The following is a 19376-nucleotide window of genomic DNA, read 5'->3' as shown; positions in this document are numbered from 1 at the left end:
ATAAAGTAGGTTTCAGAGGCAGGATATGGTGATGTCCTGTCTCTGCTGTTTTTGTCGTTTTTTGTAAATGTGAAATATTTGGAATAAAACTTAATCATTAAGTAGAAAAGAGGAAAGGATATGCATATACATATGTTATGGCAGCTGATAGCTGTAGGAATATGTTTGTTGATGTGCTACGGCTTGATTATGAAAACGAAAAAGAAGGAAATGTCAGAAAGCCAGGCACTTCTGTGGGTAATTGGTGCAGTAGGTTTGCTAACCTTGTCATGCTTTCCGGATATTATACCATGGGTGGCTGATTTGCTGGAGGTTTGGTGGCCTCCGGCTATATTAATATTTTTTCTTTTAATCGTAATTATTCTGATTGTTTTTCATCATACCCTTTCGATTACGGCATTGGAAGCAAAGCAAATGGAGCTGGCAATGCACATTGCTTTATTAGAGGAGAATAATCAGGAGTTGTGGGAAGAGCTGGCATATCTTAAAGAGGAGGAGAGAAAAAAGGGATGAAAATATTGATATGCGGCGAATATGGTATTTTTTGCAAAGAATTAATTGGCCGAATGAAAAAGGAAAGGCATGATGTATTTGTAATAACCGGTTCGGAAAAACCAAAACGTGAAAGACCTCACAGCGGAGTATTTCAGGACTATAATTTCAGCTATCGCAGTAAAAGTATAGGCAAGGTTATGAAAAATATAGATGCTGATGCCATGATTATACTCGGCTCTTGTGATGTTAAGTTTACCTGGAAAGAGAAAAAACAGGAAGCTGTAAAATACCTGACGGGTATGACAAACTTATTACTGAATGGGAAAGAGGCTGGAATTCCTGAGATTATTTATTGTTCTACCTTGAATACATATGAAGACTCTGAAATTAAGAGGACCTATAAACAGGTGGAGGAATTGTGTGAAAAACAACAGGAGCCAGGGAAACCTTCCATTACTACAATTCATTTTCCGGAAATTTACGGCGAGAGCAGAACGGAAAAGACAGATATCTGTGCCGAACTTATGGAAGAACTTTGGGAGCGGGATGAGATAGAGATATATGGGAAATGTCTTCACCGGATACTTTATGTAAAAGATGCCGTAGATGCATTAATGAGAGTTTTTAGTAAAAAGGATAGAAAGAGTAACTACTTTATAGAAGGCTCTGTGCATACGGAGAGAGAATTACTTTCTGAAATTAAGAAGGTTATTGGAGAAAGACAGGTAAATATCAAGGATAAGCCTGGTGCTGAGGAAGCACTTCCGGCTGTAGAGGAGCCGGAAAAGGAGGCTATGGGATTTTATGAAAAATATACGCTAAAGGAAGGCTTGAGTGAATATTACAAGCTTTTTACCAAAGAAAGAGAAGCTAACTTTTATAAGGAGAATGTAAAAGGTGGTATCAGAAAAAAGCTACTTCCCCTTGCAGAAAATGTAGGACTATTTCTTATTGTAACCTTCATTTCAGCTATGCTTCGCAGCACCTGGCTTGGCGAGCATGTCAATTTTTATCTTTTCTATGTAGCAATTATAGCGACTGTTTATGGCTGTAGTCAGGCTTTGATTTCTAGCCTTTTTGTGCTTATAGTGAGGGTACTGGGACTTTTTTTGCAGGGTATGGATATCGAATATATTGCGTTTGCAGATATACTACAGATATTGATAGTAGGTGTAATTACAGGATATATGCACGATAAATATAAACGGAGGTCAGAGGATCTGGAGGATGAGAAACGGTATTTTCAGAGTGAGCTACTGGATATGACCAAAATTTATGATGGAAACCGTTGTATAAAGGAAATGTATGAGCAGCGGCTTTTGAGCTATGAGATGAGTATGGCCAAGGTCTATGAATTATCCAGCTCCCTTGATTTCTGGGAGCCACAAAGGGTAGTTTTTCAAGCAATTGATGTGGCAAAGGAGCTTTTACAGGTAGAGGATGTAGCCATCTATATTGCAGGGAAGGATGCAAAATATCTCCGTTTGACAGCCTCCTCCTCTGAATTGGCTCGTTCTATGGGAAAGTCTATTTGTGTTGATGAAGGCTTTTTTATGTATAATGAGTTGATAGAGAAAAATGTGTTTTGCAACAGGGATATGAAGGCAGAGCTTCCGACCTATGCTTGTGGTATTTTTGCAGAAGACAGCCTGATAGCGATTGTAATGATATGGACACAGGATTTGACCAAGATAAATCTTTATGAATCTAATATGCTTGCATTGCTGGGAAAGCTGATTGAAAATTCTATGGGAAGAGCTCGTATTATTTGGAATGAATACTTGAACCAGTATCTGGAGGGCACAGCGGTTTTGCAGGAGGAGAGCTTTGAAAAGATTCTTACCTTGTGCAAAGAAGGAAGAGAGCAGAATAAGGTAATCTATTCTCTGCTGCGAATTCCCCAGGAGACAGTGGAAGCCAGAACGGAGGAATTATATTCTGAGGTAAGCAGCTTTGTTCGGGAAACGGATTTTGTAGGAAAAAGAGCGGATGGGCTGTATATTATTTTGATGAATGCCAATGAAGAAGAAACAGACTATGTAAAGGAACGATTTAACAGGGCAAATATAGTGGTTGAAAATATAAGCGACAGGGGTTGAAATGTTGGAAAGTAAAATTTTAATACTAATCTTGATTATAAATACACTGCTTGCACTGTTACATTTTCTGTATCAGGGAATACTGAAAGGAAATTACCGGAAGGGAGCTTTCATTGGACTTTTTATTCTTTTTGTTCCGGGAGTTGGAGCTGTATTTTTAGCAGGGGCACAAATGTTAAATTTTCTCTTTTTTCACGGAAATGAGACTGAACTTAATGAAGATGAGCTGGGATTTTGTAAAAAGAAAGGGCGAACAATTATTAGTGATGACATAGAGAAAGCGGAAAATATTGTTCCAATTGATGAGGCGTTGCGTATCTCGGATAGTATTGACAAACGGCAGGCCTTTCTAGAGGTATTAAAGCGTGACGATGCAGAAAATTATATGGCAAAGATACAGGAGGCTATGAAACAAAAGGACACAGAGGTAGTACACTATGCGGCCTCCTATATCTCGGATACGATTGTAAAATATAAGGAAAGTGAAAGAAATCTTCGTTTGCTGTGCGATAAGGAGGAGGATCCTGAAATACTTTTGAGATATCTCCGCCTTTGTGCTGATATTCTCCAGAAAAACATCTTCAGTGGTACAGAACGGCAGATGTATGTGGGGAATTTTGAAAAATATATGGAACTGCTGTATCAGCTTAATCCAGGAGAGATTGACGGCATAAAAATATCTCAGATGATTTCCCTTGAGAAAGAGGGGAAAAATAACATTGCTGTAGAAAGGTGGGTATCTCGTGCAGAACAAATAATGGAAAAGGATATCGATGCCGCAAAGGAGGTTCTGAAATATTATTTTTATACGAAGGATACTCAAAACTTTGAGAAAGCAATGGACATAATTAAAAGCTCTGAGCTGGAGCTGGACAGTGAGCTTATAGGATGGATAAGATTCTACACATCATAGAATAGAGGTAAAAAATGAACTGGGAAAATGCTTGGACAATTGGTGGCAGTACAGCTTGGTATATCATATTAACCCTTTATATTCCTTTGGTTTGCCTGCACCAATATGTGAGGGGAAAAAACCTGATCTTTCGTTTCTTTTTTTATCAGTGTACTGGCAATTTATATATTGGTTTTGTTGTGTGGGGGCTTGGACTTTGCCATGGAGTTAGTTTCCTAACGCTACTTGTAACTTTATTGTTTCTTCCATTGTCATGGTGTGGGTTCAGGAACAAAGATGCACTCTGGAAGAAATGGAAGCAGATAGAAGACATATTGTATGAGCTGATGATGAAAACCTATGGAAAAAAGGTTTTTATAAGAAATATTAAAAACAGGCTTGAAAAAAGGCTGAATGCAGTAAATGAAAAGTATCTGAAAGGGCATTGGGCAGAGTTAAGCATTTTTGGCTTGGTAATACTATGGATTATCTGGTTTTATGGCTGGTATAAGCTTCATAATACGGCATATGGTCATGCAGATGAGGAAACCCATCTATACTGGATTAGTGAGCTGATTCATGGAAATATTTTTCCCGCAGGTATGTATCCTCACGGGATGCACACGCTGGTAGCAGCAATTGCTGTACTATCTGGTCTGACGACATACAGAGTATATATAACCTTTTCTATTTTATCGACAGTATTGGTATTTGCTTCGGCCTATCTGTTTTTTAGGAGCTGCTTTGATAATGCCTATGTGGCATTGGCTGGATGGATATTTTTGGTTTTATCAGATATATTTGATGTAAATGCATATTTCAGATTTCAGATTTCATTTCCAATGGAATTTGGGCTGGTAGCTGCCTTTGGTATGCTGCATAGCCTGATACAGTACATACAGAAAAAGGAAAAAAAGGATTTGTTATTATTTTCCCTATGCATTACCTGGAGCCTAATGGCACATTTTTATATTACTATTTTGTGTGCGGTCATGTGTGTGTGCTTTGGAGCTACTTATCTGTACCGGCTGTTCAAAAAAAGAATGGTGCTACCTTTGGTAGCAGCAGGAAGTATAGGAGTTTTTCTGGCCTGCGTACCCTATGCCCTAGGCCATGTCTGTGGTTATCAGTTTGAGCGGTCGATAGAGTGGGCTCTGGGAATGACCAGTACTACTGCCAAAACGGCTGCGGCTGAAGGAGGAGAAGCAGAGAAAACAGAAGATACAAAAGCAGCCTTAGAGACTGCTTCTATTTTTGAAAAAGAAGCAGTATATCTGGCAGAAAATTTTGTAAACCAGAAAAAGACTGCAAAGATACTTATATTAGCAAATAAAATATTGCTTTTGTATGCATTGCTCGGTATTATTTTTGCAAATAACAAAGATAAATTTAAAAGAGATGTTTTTTTTGCGGTTTTGTGGGAGGCAGGTGCCTTTATGGCTTGCACCTATTATCTGAATCTGATGACTCTCATAGAGGTTAAGCGAATGGCAACCTTTTTAATGTTTTTATCAATTCCAATTTTTTGCATGCCCTTTGATATTTTGTTTTGTATACTAAAGCATCTGAAAATGAGGGTTGCTTATGTGCAGTGGATATTTGTTTTACTGCTTGCAGGTGAAATGGCATATCTTATTTTTAGCGGTGCAGGAAAGAAAAAAGAAAATTTATTTTTTGAGATAATAGCTACTGAGGCAGATGTAAAAACCTGTCTTGAATTGGTGGAACATGAGAAAAGAGAGAATTGGACAGTTATTTCACCGACAAATGATTTATCGATTATACGCTATGATGGATACCATTATGAGATAACCGATTTAATCAAGAAGCTGGAGGAGGGAAAGGGAGATATCTATATACCTACCAGAGAAATCTATGTAGTATCGGAGAAAAAGCCAATTTCCTTTCAAAATGCGAAAAGGGCAATTGATCGTAGTGATATAGTTGCGAAGGATAATGTAAAGGAACTTAATGGGCAGCTGGCTCTAAAAAAAATTAGCTGGGATTATGGAGTGGACTCTATACATTCGCTGGATGCACCTTATTATTTCCAAAGAGATATTCTTATGTCAAAGCTTTATTACTGGATAGAGACAGTAGGGCAGATATATCCAGGCCATGTTTCTATCTACTATGAAGATGAACAGGTGTGCATTTATAAGATTGAACAGGATCCTTATTTTACAATTAATCTTTTTGTAGATTATAAGGTTCTTGCTAAAAAGGAGATATGGGGATGAGTGAATGAAAAAAATACTTTTGACTATACCGGCCTATAATGAAGAAGAAAACATTGGACTGCTTCTGGAAAGGATTAAAAAAGAAAAGCTGGAGGAGCAGATGGATATCCTGGTGATTGATGACGGGTCAACAGATAAAACGGCACAGATAGTTTGTGAATGCGGTTATCAGGTAATTCGTCAGATTTTCAATATGGGATATGGTGCTGCCTTACAAACCGCTTATAAGTATGGCGTAGAAAAGGGCTATGACTATTTACTGCAGATTGATGCAGACGGACAGCATGATTTGAAAAATATAGATACTATCTGTAAAAGACTGGGCTGCTTTGCTGGGGGAGAAACAGATTTTCCGGATATTGTTATAGGCTCTCGTTTTTTAGAGGGGAGCCAAAGCTTTTGTATGTCGAAGCTTAAAATGCTTGCAATCAATATGTTTCGTTCTGTTATTAAGCATAATACAGGAAACGATTTAACAGATCCGACCAGCGGGCTTCAGGGACTGAATCGAAGAGCCTTTTCTTTCTACGCAAGGTATGGAAATTTTGATTTAAAATATCCGGATATGAATATGGTAATCCAAATGCTTCTTTTAGGATACAAAATAGAAGAATTTCCGGCGATTATGCATAAGCGTACAGCAGGGACTTCTATGCACAGTGGACTGTTAAAGGTTGCAAAATATATGATTTTAATGTGTTTTAGTAGCTTAAATGTTTATTTGAGATATAGGAAATGAGATAAAAATGAAAATATTGAAAAAACCAGAAATTTTAAGAAAAAATCAGTTGGGAAGACATCTGTTTCTATATATTGTAGCTGTACTTTTTCTAATGCTTTTGATTTTTACTACTTTTAGCAACCTAAAGTATTTTCTGGTTAGCACAAAAAAAATGGAGGAGAAAGCGGCAGAGCATAAAAGAGTGGTGGACGCAGTAGAAGCCTTTAAAGAAACAGAGAAAATAAAAGCTCAGGATAAAAGAGAGCAGATGATATATCTGTGGGGAAATCAAACGATAGGCTGCCAGATTACAGAGGCTCAATTAGAAAATATGAAAATGAGCTATGTAATAAAAGAGGAATTAATAAATTGCAAAGATGCCTTTATTTTGTTTGTCTGCCAAGCCTCTTTTTCGGAGTCTGAGCTTATAACGCTGGATAAATGGAATAAAAAAGGAATGATTATTTTTTTTACCCAGATACCGGAGGAGGAACAGTTAAGGAAAAAATCCCTCCTGAAGCTTTTGGGAATAGAGTCCTATAAGGGAATAGAAGGAGAGAGGGGAGTACGGCTTTCCGAAGCTCTGCTTTTTGGTGAAATAGCGGAAAGCAAGGAGAAAATAAGGGTTAAAAAGATTGAACTGGAAAATCAGACGGAGGTCTATGCACAAACCTTGGAAAAAGATATTCCCTTGTTCTGGCGATATAAGCAAAGTGTAGATTCTGGTAGTATCTATGTGGCAGATAAGTCTCTATTTGAAAAGAAAACAGGTTATGCTGTTATCAGCTTTTTGCTTGAAGATGTATATGAAAGCTATATGTATCCTATTGTAAACGCTTATTGCTTTATGGTTGTAGGTATGCCCTATGAAGAATATACAGGAACGGCTTCGGAGGAATATCTGGAGTCTGTTTATGGGAAGAATGCCCTTGGAGTGGAAAATGATATTTTCTTTCCGGAAATCCGCCGATGCGAGGATAGATACGGCTTAAAGGCTACCTGGTATACTTCTCAGAAAAAAGAAATAAAAACCACGACGAATCCATTAATACAATATTATATTAAGAATATTGAGAAAAACTATGACGAGATTGGTGAGTGGAATCTTAAAACGGGAAAGAAAAAGGTTCCATCAGAGTTTGATAATGTCTTAAAGGAATGGTCTCCGGAATTTCGCTGGCTGGAGAACGAACAGGTACAGATTCCGTATATGAATATTTCTACAGCAGACTATCGGACGGTTCTGGTAGAAAATCTAAGTGGTATAAAGGGTCTTGGCTTTACTTCTTCAGTCATTAACATAGATGAGTTTCTGGATGAGGAAAGCAGTGCAGATTGGATAGATTTCAGCAACAATCTGGAATCGGTTCTTGGAACGGAGAAGCAGGAGATTTTCTGGCTGGACAGAGTTTCAGCCAGGGAGGCTGTTTACCGTATCAGAGCCTTTGAGGTTATGGAACCAAGGCTTAGCTATACCTCGGAGGGGATTGACATCCAGATTGATTTTTTTGCAGATGCAGCCTATTTTTATCTACGGACGAAAAAAGAGATTATCGAAGCCTTGAATGCAGAGGTAACGGAGATTTCTGATAATTTGTATTTGATTAAGATAACGAAGGAAAGGGCAAAAATAGAATTTCAAGGTTAGAGGAGAAAGCGATGAAAGTGTGTTTAATTGTAGAGGGGGCATATCCTTATGTGACCGGTGGTGTTTCCAGCTGGGTACAGCAGCTGCTCTTAAGTATGCCGGATGTGGAGTTTGTAATTCAGGCGATTGCGGCTATGGCAGATTCCAGACAGCAGTTTAAATATAAGATACCACCCAATGTAACTCAGATTCAGGAGGTATATCTTTTATCGGATGACTATGTAAATAACAGGGTACAAAAGAAGATAAGGCTGACAGGTGAGGAGTATGATGCTTTTGAAAGTCTGATATTTGGGGAAAATCCCGATTGGAATATTATTATCCGTTTTTTTGCAGAAAAAGAGGTTTCTTTAAATGCCCTTTTATCTGGGAAGGATTTCTTCCGGATGACCCGTAATTATTATAATGAAAACTATAAAAGAGTGATATTCTCCGATTTCCTATGGACGATGCGTTCTCTTTTTCTGCCCCTGTTTACGATTTTAAAATCCAGAGTTGAAAAAGCAGATTTGTACCATTCCGTGTCTAATGGCTATGCCGGTATCTGGGGAAGTCTACAGAAATGTATGACAGATACACCATTTCTTATGACGGAGCATGGTCTTTATATCAGAGAAAGAGAAGAGGAAATTATCAAGGCAGACTGGGTAAATGGAATTTATAAGGAGTTATGGATTGACCAGTTTAAAAAGATAGGAAGGTGCTGCTATGATTTTTCAGATAGAGTGATTTCCTTATTTGAGGATGCACGAAAGCTACAGATAGAGATGGGGTGTATGCCGGAAAAGACGCTGGTTATTCCAAATGGAGTTAATTATAAAAATTTTGCAGATATCCCTCAAAAGGATGCAGAGGACAGCTGGATTAATGTAGGGGCTGTGCTGAGAGTAACTCCAATTAAGGATGTGAAGACACTGTTGGCGGCCTTTGCCATCGCAAAGGAAAAGGAGCCTAGGCTGAAGCTTTGGATTATGGGTGGCATGGAGGAAGCAAAGCAATATGCAGAGGAGTGCCGCACTATGGTTTTAGATATGCAAATTCAGGACGTAGTATTTACAGGAGCTATCCATGTAAAAGAATATATTGGCAAAATGGACTTTATGATATTAACTAGTCTAAGCGAAGGACAGCCGCTTTCCATTCTAGAGGGCTTTGCAGCTAAGAAACCATATATTGCTACAAATGTGGGAAATTGCAGAGGATTAATTCAAGGGGAGCAGGATAATTATGGAAGTGCCGGTTATATTGTGCCGGTTATGGGTGTAAAGGAAATTGCCAGAGCCATCTTAAAGCTTGCCGAAGATAAACACGGCAGGGAACGGATGGGAGCTATCGGCTATCAACGTGTCTGTGAGTATTATGAAGAAGCGGAGGTATTTAAAAGATATCATCAGCTGTATAAGGATATGATTTAGAAGGAAAGGGAGAATTATGGCAGGAATTGGATTTGAGTTAAAGAAAATATACCGGAAGGAGGGAATTACCAGAGGAGCTCTTGGAGCTTTATATAGTACAGTCGTTACGCTTGGTCCCATGATTTTTTCAATTTGCACTATTCTTGGATTATATTTTTTCCTGAAAATAAGTGATGTGTCTTATGCTGACCGGGAGCTGCTTTCTTCGACAATTTTGTATGCCTTCATTTTTTCTGTTATTGTAACGGCTCCTTTTAACGTCGTTTTTTCCAGATACATTGCAGATAAATTTTACACCGAGGAATACAGAAATATTTTAAACTCCTACTATATGGGAATTACGGTATGTGCAGCAATTTCTTCTTTGCTTTTTCTGCCTGTTGGCTGGAGTCTTCGGATAAGAGGAGAAATTGATTATCCTTATATTCTGGCTGCCTATGTATTGTGGATTTCCTTGATTATGGTATTTTTTTCTATTATTTATCTTCATGCAACAAAGGATTATAAAATGATTACGATATTTTTCTTATCAGGCTCTCTGCTTGCCTTTTTACTGGCGGTTTTTTTATATCAATGGAGACAGCAGGATGTAATTCATGCAATAATTTATGCATTGGCAGCTGGCTTTTTAGTAACGGCAATACAGATTTTTGCTTATATAAAAAGATATTTTTCTTCCTCGGAGACTGGATATGGAGAATGTATGCATTATATGATGTCTTATAAAAGCCTGCTGCTTGCAAATATGATGTATACGCTTGGTCTGTATGCACACAATTTTGTAATGTGGACGATGCCGAGCCGTACAGAGACAGCGAAAACCTTTTATACGAACCAGGCCTATGATATGGCTACTTATCTGGCTATGCTTACCAATATTTTTATTATGGTTGTTTTTACGGTATCAGTAGAGACTAAATTTCACACCGCTTACAAGGAGTACATGGAGGCTGTTTTAGGTGGAACCTACAAAATGCTGGTAAAGGGGCGAAAAAAGATGTTCCGTACCCTTTCACAGCAGATTGGACAGATATTCAGTACACAGGTAGCAATTACCTCTGTGATTTATCTGCTTATTATTTCTTTTGGAACGAGTCTGGGGATAGATAGTGTTACCTTGGCTATATATCCAGCTTTAGTAGTCGCTTATCTGGGAATTTTTATGATGTACGGCAACCTGGTGTATTTGTATTATTTCTCTGATTTAAAAGGGGCTATGATAACAGGGGGAATTTATTTTTTGGTTACGTTGGGAGCAAGCTTAGCTTCAAGCCAGTATGAAGCTCCTTTTTGGGGGATGGGAGCTCTGGTCGGAATGCTTGCAGGCTGGAGCTACAGCTTTTTCAGGATTCGCTGGATTGAACGCAATTTTGACACCTATATTTTTTGTGATTATAAGGTAGTTGATACGATGAAGTCATCAAACAAAGGTAGGATAGTGTATGCCAACAAAGAAGGAAGCACAGCAAGGTAAAAACAGGAGCTTAAAGTTAAATATTGCAGCTAGTATGGTGATACAGATTGTATCACTGATGACAAATCTAATATCAAAAAGAGCCATTAAATACTATCTTGGTATGGAATATCTTGGTATACAAAGTGTCTACTCGAATTTCTGCGATGTTATGTCCTTTGCTTTCTTTGGCATGGGGACAGCTATGCTGTTCAGCTTATACGGGGCATTTGCCAGAAACGATAGAGAAAAGCTGGCAGCATTTTATCAGTATTATGACGGCTTTTACAAAAGAGTAAGTCTGTTGGTGCTGGCAGTTGGTGCAATTTCTACCTTTGCAGTCGTGTTTTTTGTAAATGCAGATGTAGAAATCATAGAAATCTGTACTACCTATGTAACCTTTCTGTTGTCAGTGGTACTTTATAACCGTCAGCTGGTTCGCAACTATTTTATTCAGGCAGATCAAAGGCGGTATGTGGTAGCGATGGTAACAGGTGGTGTTGATGTGACAGCCCTTGCTGCAGAAGTTTTTGTATTAAAGTATTTTCATAACTATGAGCTGATGGTTATTTGCATTCTGGCGAAAAATCTTGTGACCAACGTTATTTTAAAAAAATATCTGGAAAAAGAATATGCATATATTTATCAATCTAAGGAAGAGCTTTTGGAAAAAGAGAAAAAAGAAGCAAGGGAAAACATATTTTCCATGGGGCTTTATCGGTTTGGAAGTGTGCTGATTCATAATACGGATAGCATTTTTATTTCTTACTTTATTAATACGGCGATGGTTGGAATATATTCAAACTATATGTTTATTATGGTAGGTATCCGTAGTCTGGCAGGTGCTTTGTTTGAAGCTATCCGGGGAAGGGTAGGCTATCAGATACAAACGAGCAGCAAAGAAAAGCAGTACAGGGGATTTTGCCTGTATTCTCTGGTAAATGCCTGGTTAATGGGAGTATCTTTTATATGCTTTTATTTTTTGGTACAGGATTTTATCCGGCTGTGGATGGGAAAAATTGAGTTTTTTTCAGAGGAAATAATACTGGTGCTATTGGTGAATTTTTATCTGGATGAAGCCCATAATGCAGTTAAGATGTATCGGGAGGCAGCGGGCTTATTCCGGAATATACAAAATATCATATTACTGAAGGGTATACTCAATAGTATTCTCTCCTATATTATGGGAAGAGCCTGGGGGCTTAAAGGAGTATTAATTGCAACAACGGTGTCCTCGGTTACGACTTTGTTCTGGTATGAATCAAAAATTGTGTATGATTATTTTAAGAAGAGCTTTTTCAATGAAATTATTTATAATAGTATCACTATTGGTCTGATGGGAATTTCATTTTTACTGACTGATCTGATGGTAAGCAAGCTGTCAGGGGAAACAGCAGGGGCTTTTATTGTCAAAATGGTGATTTGTGCGTTGGCATCTAATCTGGTATATTTGCCGATATTTACTGCTTGTTATATAAAGTGGAGAGAGCAGGGCAGGAATGAAAGGAACGTCCTTTTTGAGCAGTATCCCTATTTGTGTGCTACCTTCCGGCTTAAGAAGAGCATGAAAATCAGACGCAAGGAAGTGAGTGCAGAGAGCCTTATATCTCCGTATCGTCTGGATCTTATGGCTAAACTTCTGCTTTTGACTGCAAAGAACGGAACCTATGATAGGAAAAAGGCTGATGACTTGTATAAAAAGCATTTGGAAGCCTTCTCTAATCGTCTGATGATTGAGTCGGGACAAAATGAAAAAAGAGGGCTTCAGAAATATTTAGATACCTTTGAGCAAATAGCAAGCACTACAAGGGAGGATTCCAATACCTTAGTGCAGCTGGGAAATCCAATACCAGTGGATGCAAAATATATGGCAATGGATGGTGCCCATAGAATCAGTACAGCAATTTTTTATGAAAAGAGGCTTTTGGTGTACCTTTTTGATAAAAAGCTGCCAAATAAATATGATTTTCTTTTTTTCAGAAAACGGTTCCTGGCAGAAACGTATATTATAGAGATGGCAAAAAAATATGTAGATATGAGAAAATGCTGTTTATATACGTTACCTGGCGGGATGCTGGAAGACAAGGAGTTCAGGAAAATATATGATGAGTACGCCCCTGTTTATATGAAAAAACTGAATTCAGGAAAGATAATTATGCTATTAGATTGTCAATGGATAAAAGAGCATGGTGAAGGAAGTAAAATAGAAGAGTTGCAAAAGTATGCGGCCTGGAGAATAGATAGCGGGAAGGAGATTATAAAATATCTGGAGGATAAGGAAGCAGAACTGATATGGCAGAACTGGCTGGAGAAGCTATATTATAGATTTGGCCCCTTTTTCCAGACGGGCAGAGCCTGCGTTAGGAGAGGTATAAAAATAATTTTTAGGAGACCGGTATGATGGTAGAGATTAGCTTTATTATACCTGTTTATAATGGGGAGCGGTGGATTTTACGCTGTATAAGCTCTCTTCAAAAATGGAATAGGGAAGAGCAGATAGAAATTATTGTGGTGGACGACGGTTCAACAGATCGTACCGGAGAGCTTTGTGAGGAAGCGGCAGGAAGGGATAGAAGGCTTCGCATTCTGCATATAGCCAATAGTGGACAGGGAATTGCCAGAAATCAAGGACTTTTGGCAGCGACAGGAAAATATATTCATTTTGTCGATGCAGATGACTGGGTGGATGTGGAAAGGCTATATCTTTTGTGGCAGAAGGCTGAAGAGCAGAAAGTGGATATTACCATGGGAAGCTATGTAAGAGTGAGTGCTTCCCGGGAGGAATGGGTTCATATCCCCTTGGAGGGCTTTGCCGGAAGAACAGGAAGTAAGAAAGAAAAGGCTCTTTACCACAGCATAAAAACAGAAAGCTGTTTTGGTTATGTCTGGAATAAGCTTTACAGAAGGGATTTTCTGCTTTGCCATGACTTGAAAATGGATGACATTCGTAGCGTTTACATGGAGGATACCCTTTTTAATCTGAAGGCCTGGAGCAAGGAACCAGTTCTGTATTGTGCTGATATTCCGATATATTATTACGTTATAGAAAATGTGTCTACGACGAGAAGTGCAGACCCACAGATACATAGAAAAAATGTAGAAATGCTAAGAACAATAATAGAGTATCTGGAAGAAGAAAATAAGCTGGAGGAAAACCTTGACATGGTGGTACCGCTTATTATGAGAACCTTTTGCTGGTCTTTAATTAAAAATACAGCCTATGAAGGAAACTCTATGGCAAAGCTAAAAGAGAGAATAAAAGCCTTTATAGACAGTCAGCCGGTACAGCGTGTAATTAGGCAAAAAGAATCGGCAAAATATTTGAAGCCTCTGCCATCAGGGCTTCAGACAGTATTCTATACAATCTGTCTGCATTTAATAAGATGGAAGGCTGAAGGAAGCTGTGCTTTTTTGTTCTTCTGCCTGTATCCACTTTTGAAACTGTACACGAAAATGACACTAAAATAGAGGGAAAAATGATAAGTATAATTGTGCCTGTATATAATGTTAAAGACTATATTGAAAGATGCGTAGCATCACTTTTGAACCAGACTCAGAGTGAGTTTGAAATCATACTGGTTGATGATGGCTCTACGGATGGAAGCGGAGCTATTTGCGATAAATTACAGAAAACAGATAGCAGAATACAGGTTATCCATCAGCAAAACAGAGGCTTGTCAGGGGCTAGAAATCAGGGACTTAAGGCTGCGATGGGGGAATGGATTACTTATATTGACAGTGACGACTGGGTGGATGCCCGGTATTTGGAGGTTCTTTATCAAAATGCAGTACAGCATCAGGCTGAGATTTCTGTTTGTTCCTTTGAGCCGGTCTGGGAAAAAGAAAATCAAAGGAAAAAGAAGCAGCTTAGGGAAGAAAAGCCTTATATGCTTACAGGAAAAGAAGCAGCAAAGGAAATTGTAAAAAATAGCCGACGACCTATGATTACCGCATGGGGAAAGCTATATCATAAAAATCTAAAAGGGCTTTTGGAGTATCCGGAGGGAAGGATCCATGAGGATGAATTTGTAACCTATCGTGTGATGTATGCAGCAGATACGGTGGTAGTAAGTCCAATGCCCCTGTACAAATATTTGCAGCGTGAGGGAAGTATTATGAATGCTGGCTACAGTGAAAAAAGGCTGGATAAGCTGGAGGCCTTGAAGGAGGCAGTTATTTTCTTTACACAGGCAGGAGATAAGGAAATGGCTGCGGCAGCAATAAAAAGATATTTGCTGAATATTCAGATTGCCTGGTATCGCGTGAAAAAGTATATGCCGAAGCGAAAGGATCTGCAAAAGCGGCTTAGGCAGGAGTGGAAGGATACTTATCAGGGGAAGCGAAAAGCGGCTTTAGAAGCCAGCAATACAACAGATAAAATTGCACTGCTGGTATTTGGCACTTTTCCAAGCTTATATGGGATAATTGCAGGAATCTATATCAGGATTTTTCCAGAGGCATAGGAGAGGATAAGATAGAATGAGCTTTGCTGTTAATTTATGGCCTGCCGCCTTTGATAGTATTTATTATAAACCAGGGTTGTTTCATGAAGAAAAAATAGAATAGTTATTAAGGCTCATTTTTGCTGGAGATTTGAAAATTATACATATTTTCAAATCTCTGGCTTTTTCTTTTTGCCCATATCCTTGCCTTTTGGCTGTGAGACAGGGATAATGGAATCAGGAACAGGAACTGTGATTTTGGGAGGAGGCATAACAATGAGGGCATTGGTGTTTTTGTTAAAACTGTTGTTGAAGATTTTGGTAGCTCCGGTAATTCTGACACTGACCCTGTTCGTTTGGATTTGTGTGGGGATCGTCTATGTTTCCGGTCTGGTGCTGGGGCTTATCAGCATGGTGATCGCCCTACTGGTGATGGCATTCCTTATTAGTCCCTATGGTCTGCCGATGGCTGCCATCTGGCTGCTGGGCAAGGTGCAGGACTTGAAGTTTGCCATTCAGGATTTGGTTTATGGATAAAATATGCCACTGATGTTATTTTACTTTCCATTGAAAATAGGATATACTATATAAGAATATATTCTGCCGCCGAGTGCGGATAGTTTTAGATAAAGGAGGGCGTGTATGGAAAATCAATTAACGCCAAACAACTCCATGATTTTGGAAATCCGAGAGCTGCTGGAAAACGCCAGAAAAAATGTTGCACAGCAGGTTAATACGCAGCTTTTGACAACCTACTGGAACATTGGCCGGATTATCGTGGAGTATGAACAGCAAAATCAGATTCGCGCGGATTATGGAAAACAAACCTTAAGGGAACTTTCCAAAGAGCTGACACGGGAATTTGGAAAAGGTTTTTCTCGTTCTAATTTGCAAAATATGCGGGCATTTTATCTTGCTTATGAAAAATGCCAGACAGTGTCTGGCAAATTGTCCTGGTCTCATTACTGTGAACTTTTGAGTATTACGGATGAGAACAAACGCAGCTTTTACGAGAAAGAATCTATCAATTCGGGCTGGTCAGTTCGGGAGCTGAAACGGCAGATTGACAGCTCGCTGTATGAACGGCTGCTACTTTCCAGCGGAGATGCGAATAAAGAAAAGGTCCTCTCTCTGGCGCAGAAAGGGATTGAAATCAATCAGCCAGCTGACATCATCCGTGATCCCTATGTGTTCGAGTTTTTGGGTGTGCCGGAGAACAAGCCCATATTGGAAAGCGATTTGGAAAAAGCTCTTGTCGTACAGATCGAAAAGTTTCTTTTGGAACTTGGACGGGGCTTCATGTTTGTCGGAACCCAGCAGCGCGTGACCCTGAACAATACCCACTACTATGTGGACATGGTATTTTACAATAAAATCCTCCGTGCTTATGTACTGATTGAACTGAAAACGAAAAAACTGACACCAGAGGCTGCCGGTCAGCTCAATATGTACTTAAACTACTATGCGGCAGAAGTCAACGACCCTGACGATAACCCGCCTATCGGTATTATCCTCTGTACGGAAAAAGACAGCATCGCGGCGGAATATGCCTTGGGCGGTCTGTCCAACAATATTTTCGCATCCCGGTATGTTCTCTATATGCCGGACAAGGAACAGCTGATTGCTCAGGTAGAGGCTGTCTTGAAAAACTGGCACGATAAGAAAGATAACTGCCATGACTGAAAAAGAACTGATTGGAAAAGTACATTCAGCGGTCTATCATCAATGCCAGCGCCGTGGTTATGCGACTCCGGTAGATGTACTGATGGAGATCGGTGTCCTGCCAAAACAGAAATATGAGGACTGGCGGTTTGGGCGGGTTGATTATCTGGAACGGGTATGTACTGTCAATCTGCGCAAACTCTCATTCATCATGCACCAGATGCGAGTGTACGCACAGAAAACTGGCTTAAAACCCTCCTTCTGTTACTACAAGAAAGGGGGTGTAAAAAAGAAAAATGGGCAGGGACACAAGCCGGTGATTCCGCTGCGGTTCAGCAAAAGCGGAAATCTGGAAATTGAGAAATGGTATGCAACTCATTTTGTGGATACCAAACGGATTGCAGTCTTAAAAGCACAGCAGCCTGTTGAAAATTTAGATTAACCAAAGGACAGCTCACACAGCTGTCCTTTTCTTTTTTGGAAAGGAGGCTCCATCTATGGCAACCACACGCATCATGCCCCTGCATATCGGCAAGGGGCGCACCGAAAGTCAGGCAATCAGCGACATCATTGATTATGTGGCAAATCCGCAAAAGACCGACAACGGAAAACTGATTACCAGCTATGGCTGTGACAGCCGGACCGCCGATGCGGAGTTTCTGCTGGCGAAGCGGCAGTATATCGCCGCCACCGGGCGGGTGCGCGGTGCGGATGATGTAATCGCTTACCATGTGCGCCAGTCCTTCAAACCCGGAGAGATCACACCGGAGGAAGCCAACCGCCTGGGCATAGAATTTGCCAAGCGGTTCACCAAGGGCAATCACGCCTTTGTGGTCTGCACTCACATAGACAAATCGCACGTTCATAATCACATCATCTGGTCGGCGGTCAATGCAGATTGTGACCGAAAATTCCGCAACTTTTGGGGCAGCACCAGAGCCGTCCGACGCTTGAGCGATACCATCTGTATCGAGAACGGATTGTCTATTGTGGAGAATCCCAAGCCCCACGGAAAAAGCTACAACAAATGGCTGGGTGATCAGGCCAAGCCCTCCCATCGGGAGCAGCTGCGGGTGATGATTGACCGTGTGCTGGAGCAGAAACCGGCGGACTTTGATGCGCTGCTGAAGCTGCTTTCCGAAATGGGCTGTGAAGTATCCCGGCGCGGGAAAGCAATCCGGCTCAAAGCACCCGGCTGGAAGAATGTAGCCCGCATGGATGACAAGCTGGGGGCCGGGTACAGTGAAGCAGAAATCCGTGCGGTGCTGGCCGGTGAAAAACAGCATACGCCCCGTAAAAAATCCATCGTGCAGCCGGAGCCGCCCAAGGTCAATCTGCTGGTGGACATTCAGGCAAAATTGCAGGCTGGAAAAGGTGCAGGCTATGCTCGATGGGCTAAAGTTTTTAATCTGAAACAAATGGCGCAGACCATGAATTACCTGTCAGAGAACAATCTGCTGGAGTATGTGGTTTTGGAAGAAAAGGCTGCGGCTGCCACGGCACATCACAATGAGCTTTCGGCGCAAATCAAGGCGGCGGAGAAACGCATGGCGGAGATCGCTGTTCTGCGTACTCACATCGTAAACTATGCCAAGACCCGTGAAACCTATGTAGCCTACCGCAAGGCCGGTTATTCCCGAAAATTTCGGGAGGAACATGAGCAGGAAATCCTGATCCATCAGGCGGCAAAAAATGCCTTTGACGAGATGGGCGTGAAGAAGCTGCCCAAGGTCAAAGACCTGCAAGCCGAGTATGCAAAGCTGCTGGAGGAAAAGAAGAAAACCTACGCCGAGTACCGGCGCTCCCGTGAGGAAATGCGGGAGCTTTTAACGGCAAAGGCCAATGTGGACCGGCTACTGAAAATGGACGAGGAACAGAAAAAAGAACAGGAAAAAGACCACGGCCAGCGGTGAGCCGGTCATGGTCAAAAGCGTTCGCAGGCACTGGACATCCGGGGGATGTCCGCTTAGTGCCGACCGGAGTGGAACGGAGACCGCGCAGCCACAGAACGAAATTCTGTGTTCAAGGGGGCTTGGGGGCGCTGCCCCGGGCAAGCAAGCAGAGAGGAAAATCACGGAGAGATTTTGCACTCTGCGGGCCTGTGTGTATTAACACAGGCATTGCTTGCGCACATGTGCGCGTAGTATTGTGAATTCCTGATAACTTATGTTACCGAAAATTTTTGCATTCCTATGCCCGGCAACGAGGTGCAGTTGAAATCCGACAGAAAATGTGTGATAATATTTCTGTCTATATTTTCTGTTCAGCGTGAAAAGGAGGTGTTTACCGTGCGGGATGGGAAATACATT

General features: G+C 40.5%; 15 protein-coding genes. All 15 read left to right on the top strand.

Features of this window, described 5'->3' with window-relative positions; genetic code table 11:
• The first annotated feature begins 120 nt into the window (after window positions 1-120).
• The 15 genes from ASU35_RS06765 to ASU35_RS06695 all read left to right on the top strand — a co-directional run bounded on the left by ASU35_RS06765 (window position 121) and on the right by ASU35_RS06695 (window position 18980).
• Window positions 121-513 carry a DUF2304 domain-containing protein gene (locus ASU35_RS06765; protein WP_242861220.1) on the top strand — a complete coding sequence of 131 codons (393 nt, stop codon included), beginning with the start codon at window positions 121-123 and terminating at the stop codon, window positions 511-513.
• Window positions 510-2594, top strand: a complete 2085-nt coding sequence (locus ASU35_RS06760) for an NAD-dependent epimerase/dehydratase family protein (protein ID WP_058352284.1) — start codon at window positions 510-512, stop codon at window positions 2592-2594. The genes ASU35_RS06765 and ASU35_RS06760 overlap by 4 nt, the downstream gene beginning before the upstream one ends.
• 1 nt (window position 2595) lies before the next feature.
• A complete protein-coding gene (locus ASU35_RS06755) occupies window positions 2596-3507 on the top strand; it encodes a hypothetical protein (RefSeq protein WP_058352283.1) in 912 nt (303 codons plus the stop codon).
• A gap of 14 nt (window positions 3508-3521) precedes the next feature.
• Window positions 3522-5726 (top strand): glycosyltransferase family protein, encoded by a 2205-nt coding sequence (locus tag ASU35_RS06750; RefSeq protein WP_058352282.1) that lies wholly within the window; start codon window positions 3522-3524, stop codon window positions 5724-5726.
• Between the two features lie 4 nt (window positions 5727-5730).
• Window positions 5731-6465: a glycosyltransferase family 2 protein gene (locus ASU35_RS06745; RefSeq protein ID WP_058352281.1), complete on the top strand. Its 735-nt coding sequence runs from the start codon at window positions 5731-5733 to the stop codon at window positions 6463-6465.
• Between the two features lie 7 nt (window positions 6466-6472).
• Window positions 6473-8095, top strand: a complete 1623-nt coding sequence (locus ASU35_RS06740; protein WP_058352280.1) for a DUF2194 domain-containing protein — start codon at window positions 6473-6475, stop codon at window positions 8093-8095.
• An 11-nt stretch (window positions 8096-8106) separates the two neighbouring features.
• Window positions 8107-9510, top strand: a complete 1404-nt coding sequence (gene pelF / locus ASU35_RS06735; protein WP_058352279.1) for a GT4 family glycosyltransferase PelF — start codon at window positions 8107-8109, stop codon at window positions 9508-9510.
• Between the two features lie 16 nt (window positions 9511-9526).
• Window positions 9527-10984: an exopolysaccharide Pel transporter PelG gene (gene pelG / locus ASU35_RS06730; RefSeq protein WP_058352278.1), complete on the top strand. Its 1458-nt coding sequence runs from the start codon at window positions 9527-9529 to the stop codon at window positions 10982-10984.
• On the top strand, window positions 10953-13364 hold the full coding sequence (locus tag ASU35_RS19870; RefSeq protein ID WP_187142676.1) for a lipopolysaccharide biosynthesis protein: 2412 nt from the start codon (window positions 10953-10955) through the stop codon (window positions 13362-13364). The genes pelG and ASU35_RS19870 overlap by 32 nt, the downstream gene beginning before the upstream one ends.
• On the top strand, window positions 13361-14431 hold the full coding sequence (locus ASU35_RS06720) for a glycosyltransferase family 2 protein (protein ID WP_242861219.1): 1071 nt from the start codon (window positions 13361-13363) through the stop codon (window positions 14429-14431). The genes ASU35_RS19870 and ASU35_RS06720 overlap by 4 nt, the downstream gene beginning before the upstream one ends.
• An 8-nt stretch (window positions 14432-14439) precedes the next feature.
• Window positions 14440-15426, top strand: coding sequence for a glycosyltransferase family 2 protein (locus ASU35_RS06715; protein ID WP_058352276.1), 987 nt, complete (start codon window positions 14440-14442; stop codon window positions 15424-15426).
• Between the two features lie 255 nt (window positions 15427-15681).
• Window positions 15682-15942 carry a CD1845 family protein gene (locus ASU35_RS06710; RefSeq protein WP_058352275.1) on the top strand — a complete coding sequence of 87 codons (261 nt, stop codon included), beginning with the start codon at window positions 15682-15684 and terminating at the stop codon, window positions 15940-15942.
• Between the two features lie 105 nt (window positions 15943-16047).
• Window positions 16048-17088, top strand: a complete 1041-nt coding sequence (locus tag ASU35_RS06705; RefSeq protein WP_058352274.1) for a PDDEXK nuclease domain-containing protein — start codon at window positions 16048-16050, stop codon at window positions 17086-17088.
• Complete coding sequence (locus ASU35_RS06700; protein ID WP_058352273.1) at window positions 17081-17509, top strand: hypothetical protein; 429 nt, start codon at window positions 17081-17083, stop codon at window positions 17507-17509. Before ASU35_RS06705 ends, ASU35_RS06700 begins: the two co-directional genes overlap by 8 nt.
• 55 nt (window positions 17510-17564) lie before the next feature.
• Window positions 17565-18980, top strand: coding sequence for a relaxase/mobilization nuclease domain-containing protein (locus tag ASU35_RS06695; protein ID WP_058352272.1), 1416 nt, complete (start codon window positions 17565-17567; stop codon window positions 18978-18980).
• Window positions 18981-19376 lie beyond the last annotated feature (396 nt).

Source organism: Acetivibrio ethanolgignens, from assembly GCF_001461035.1.
GTDB classification, from domain to species: domain Bacteria; phylum Bacillota; class Clostridia; order Lachnospirales; family Lachnospiraceae; genus Velocimicrobium; species Velocimicrobium ethanolgignens.
This window is presented reverse-complemented; position numbering and strand designations above follow the sequence as displayed.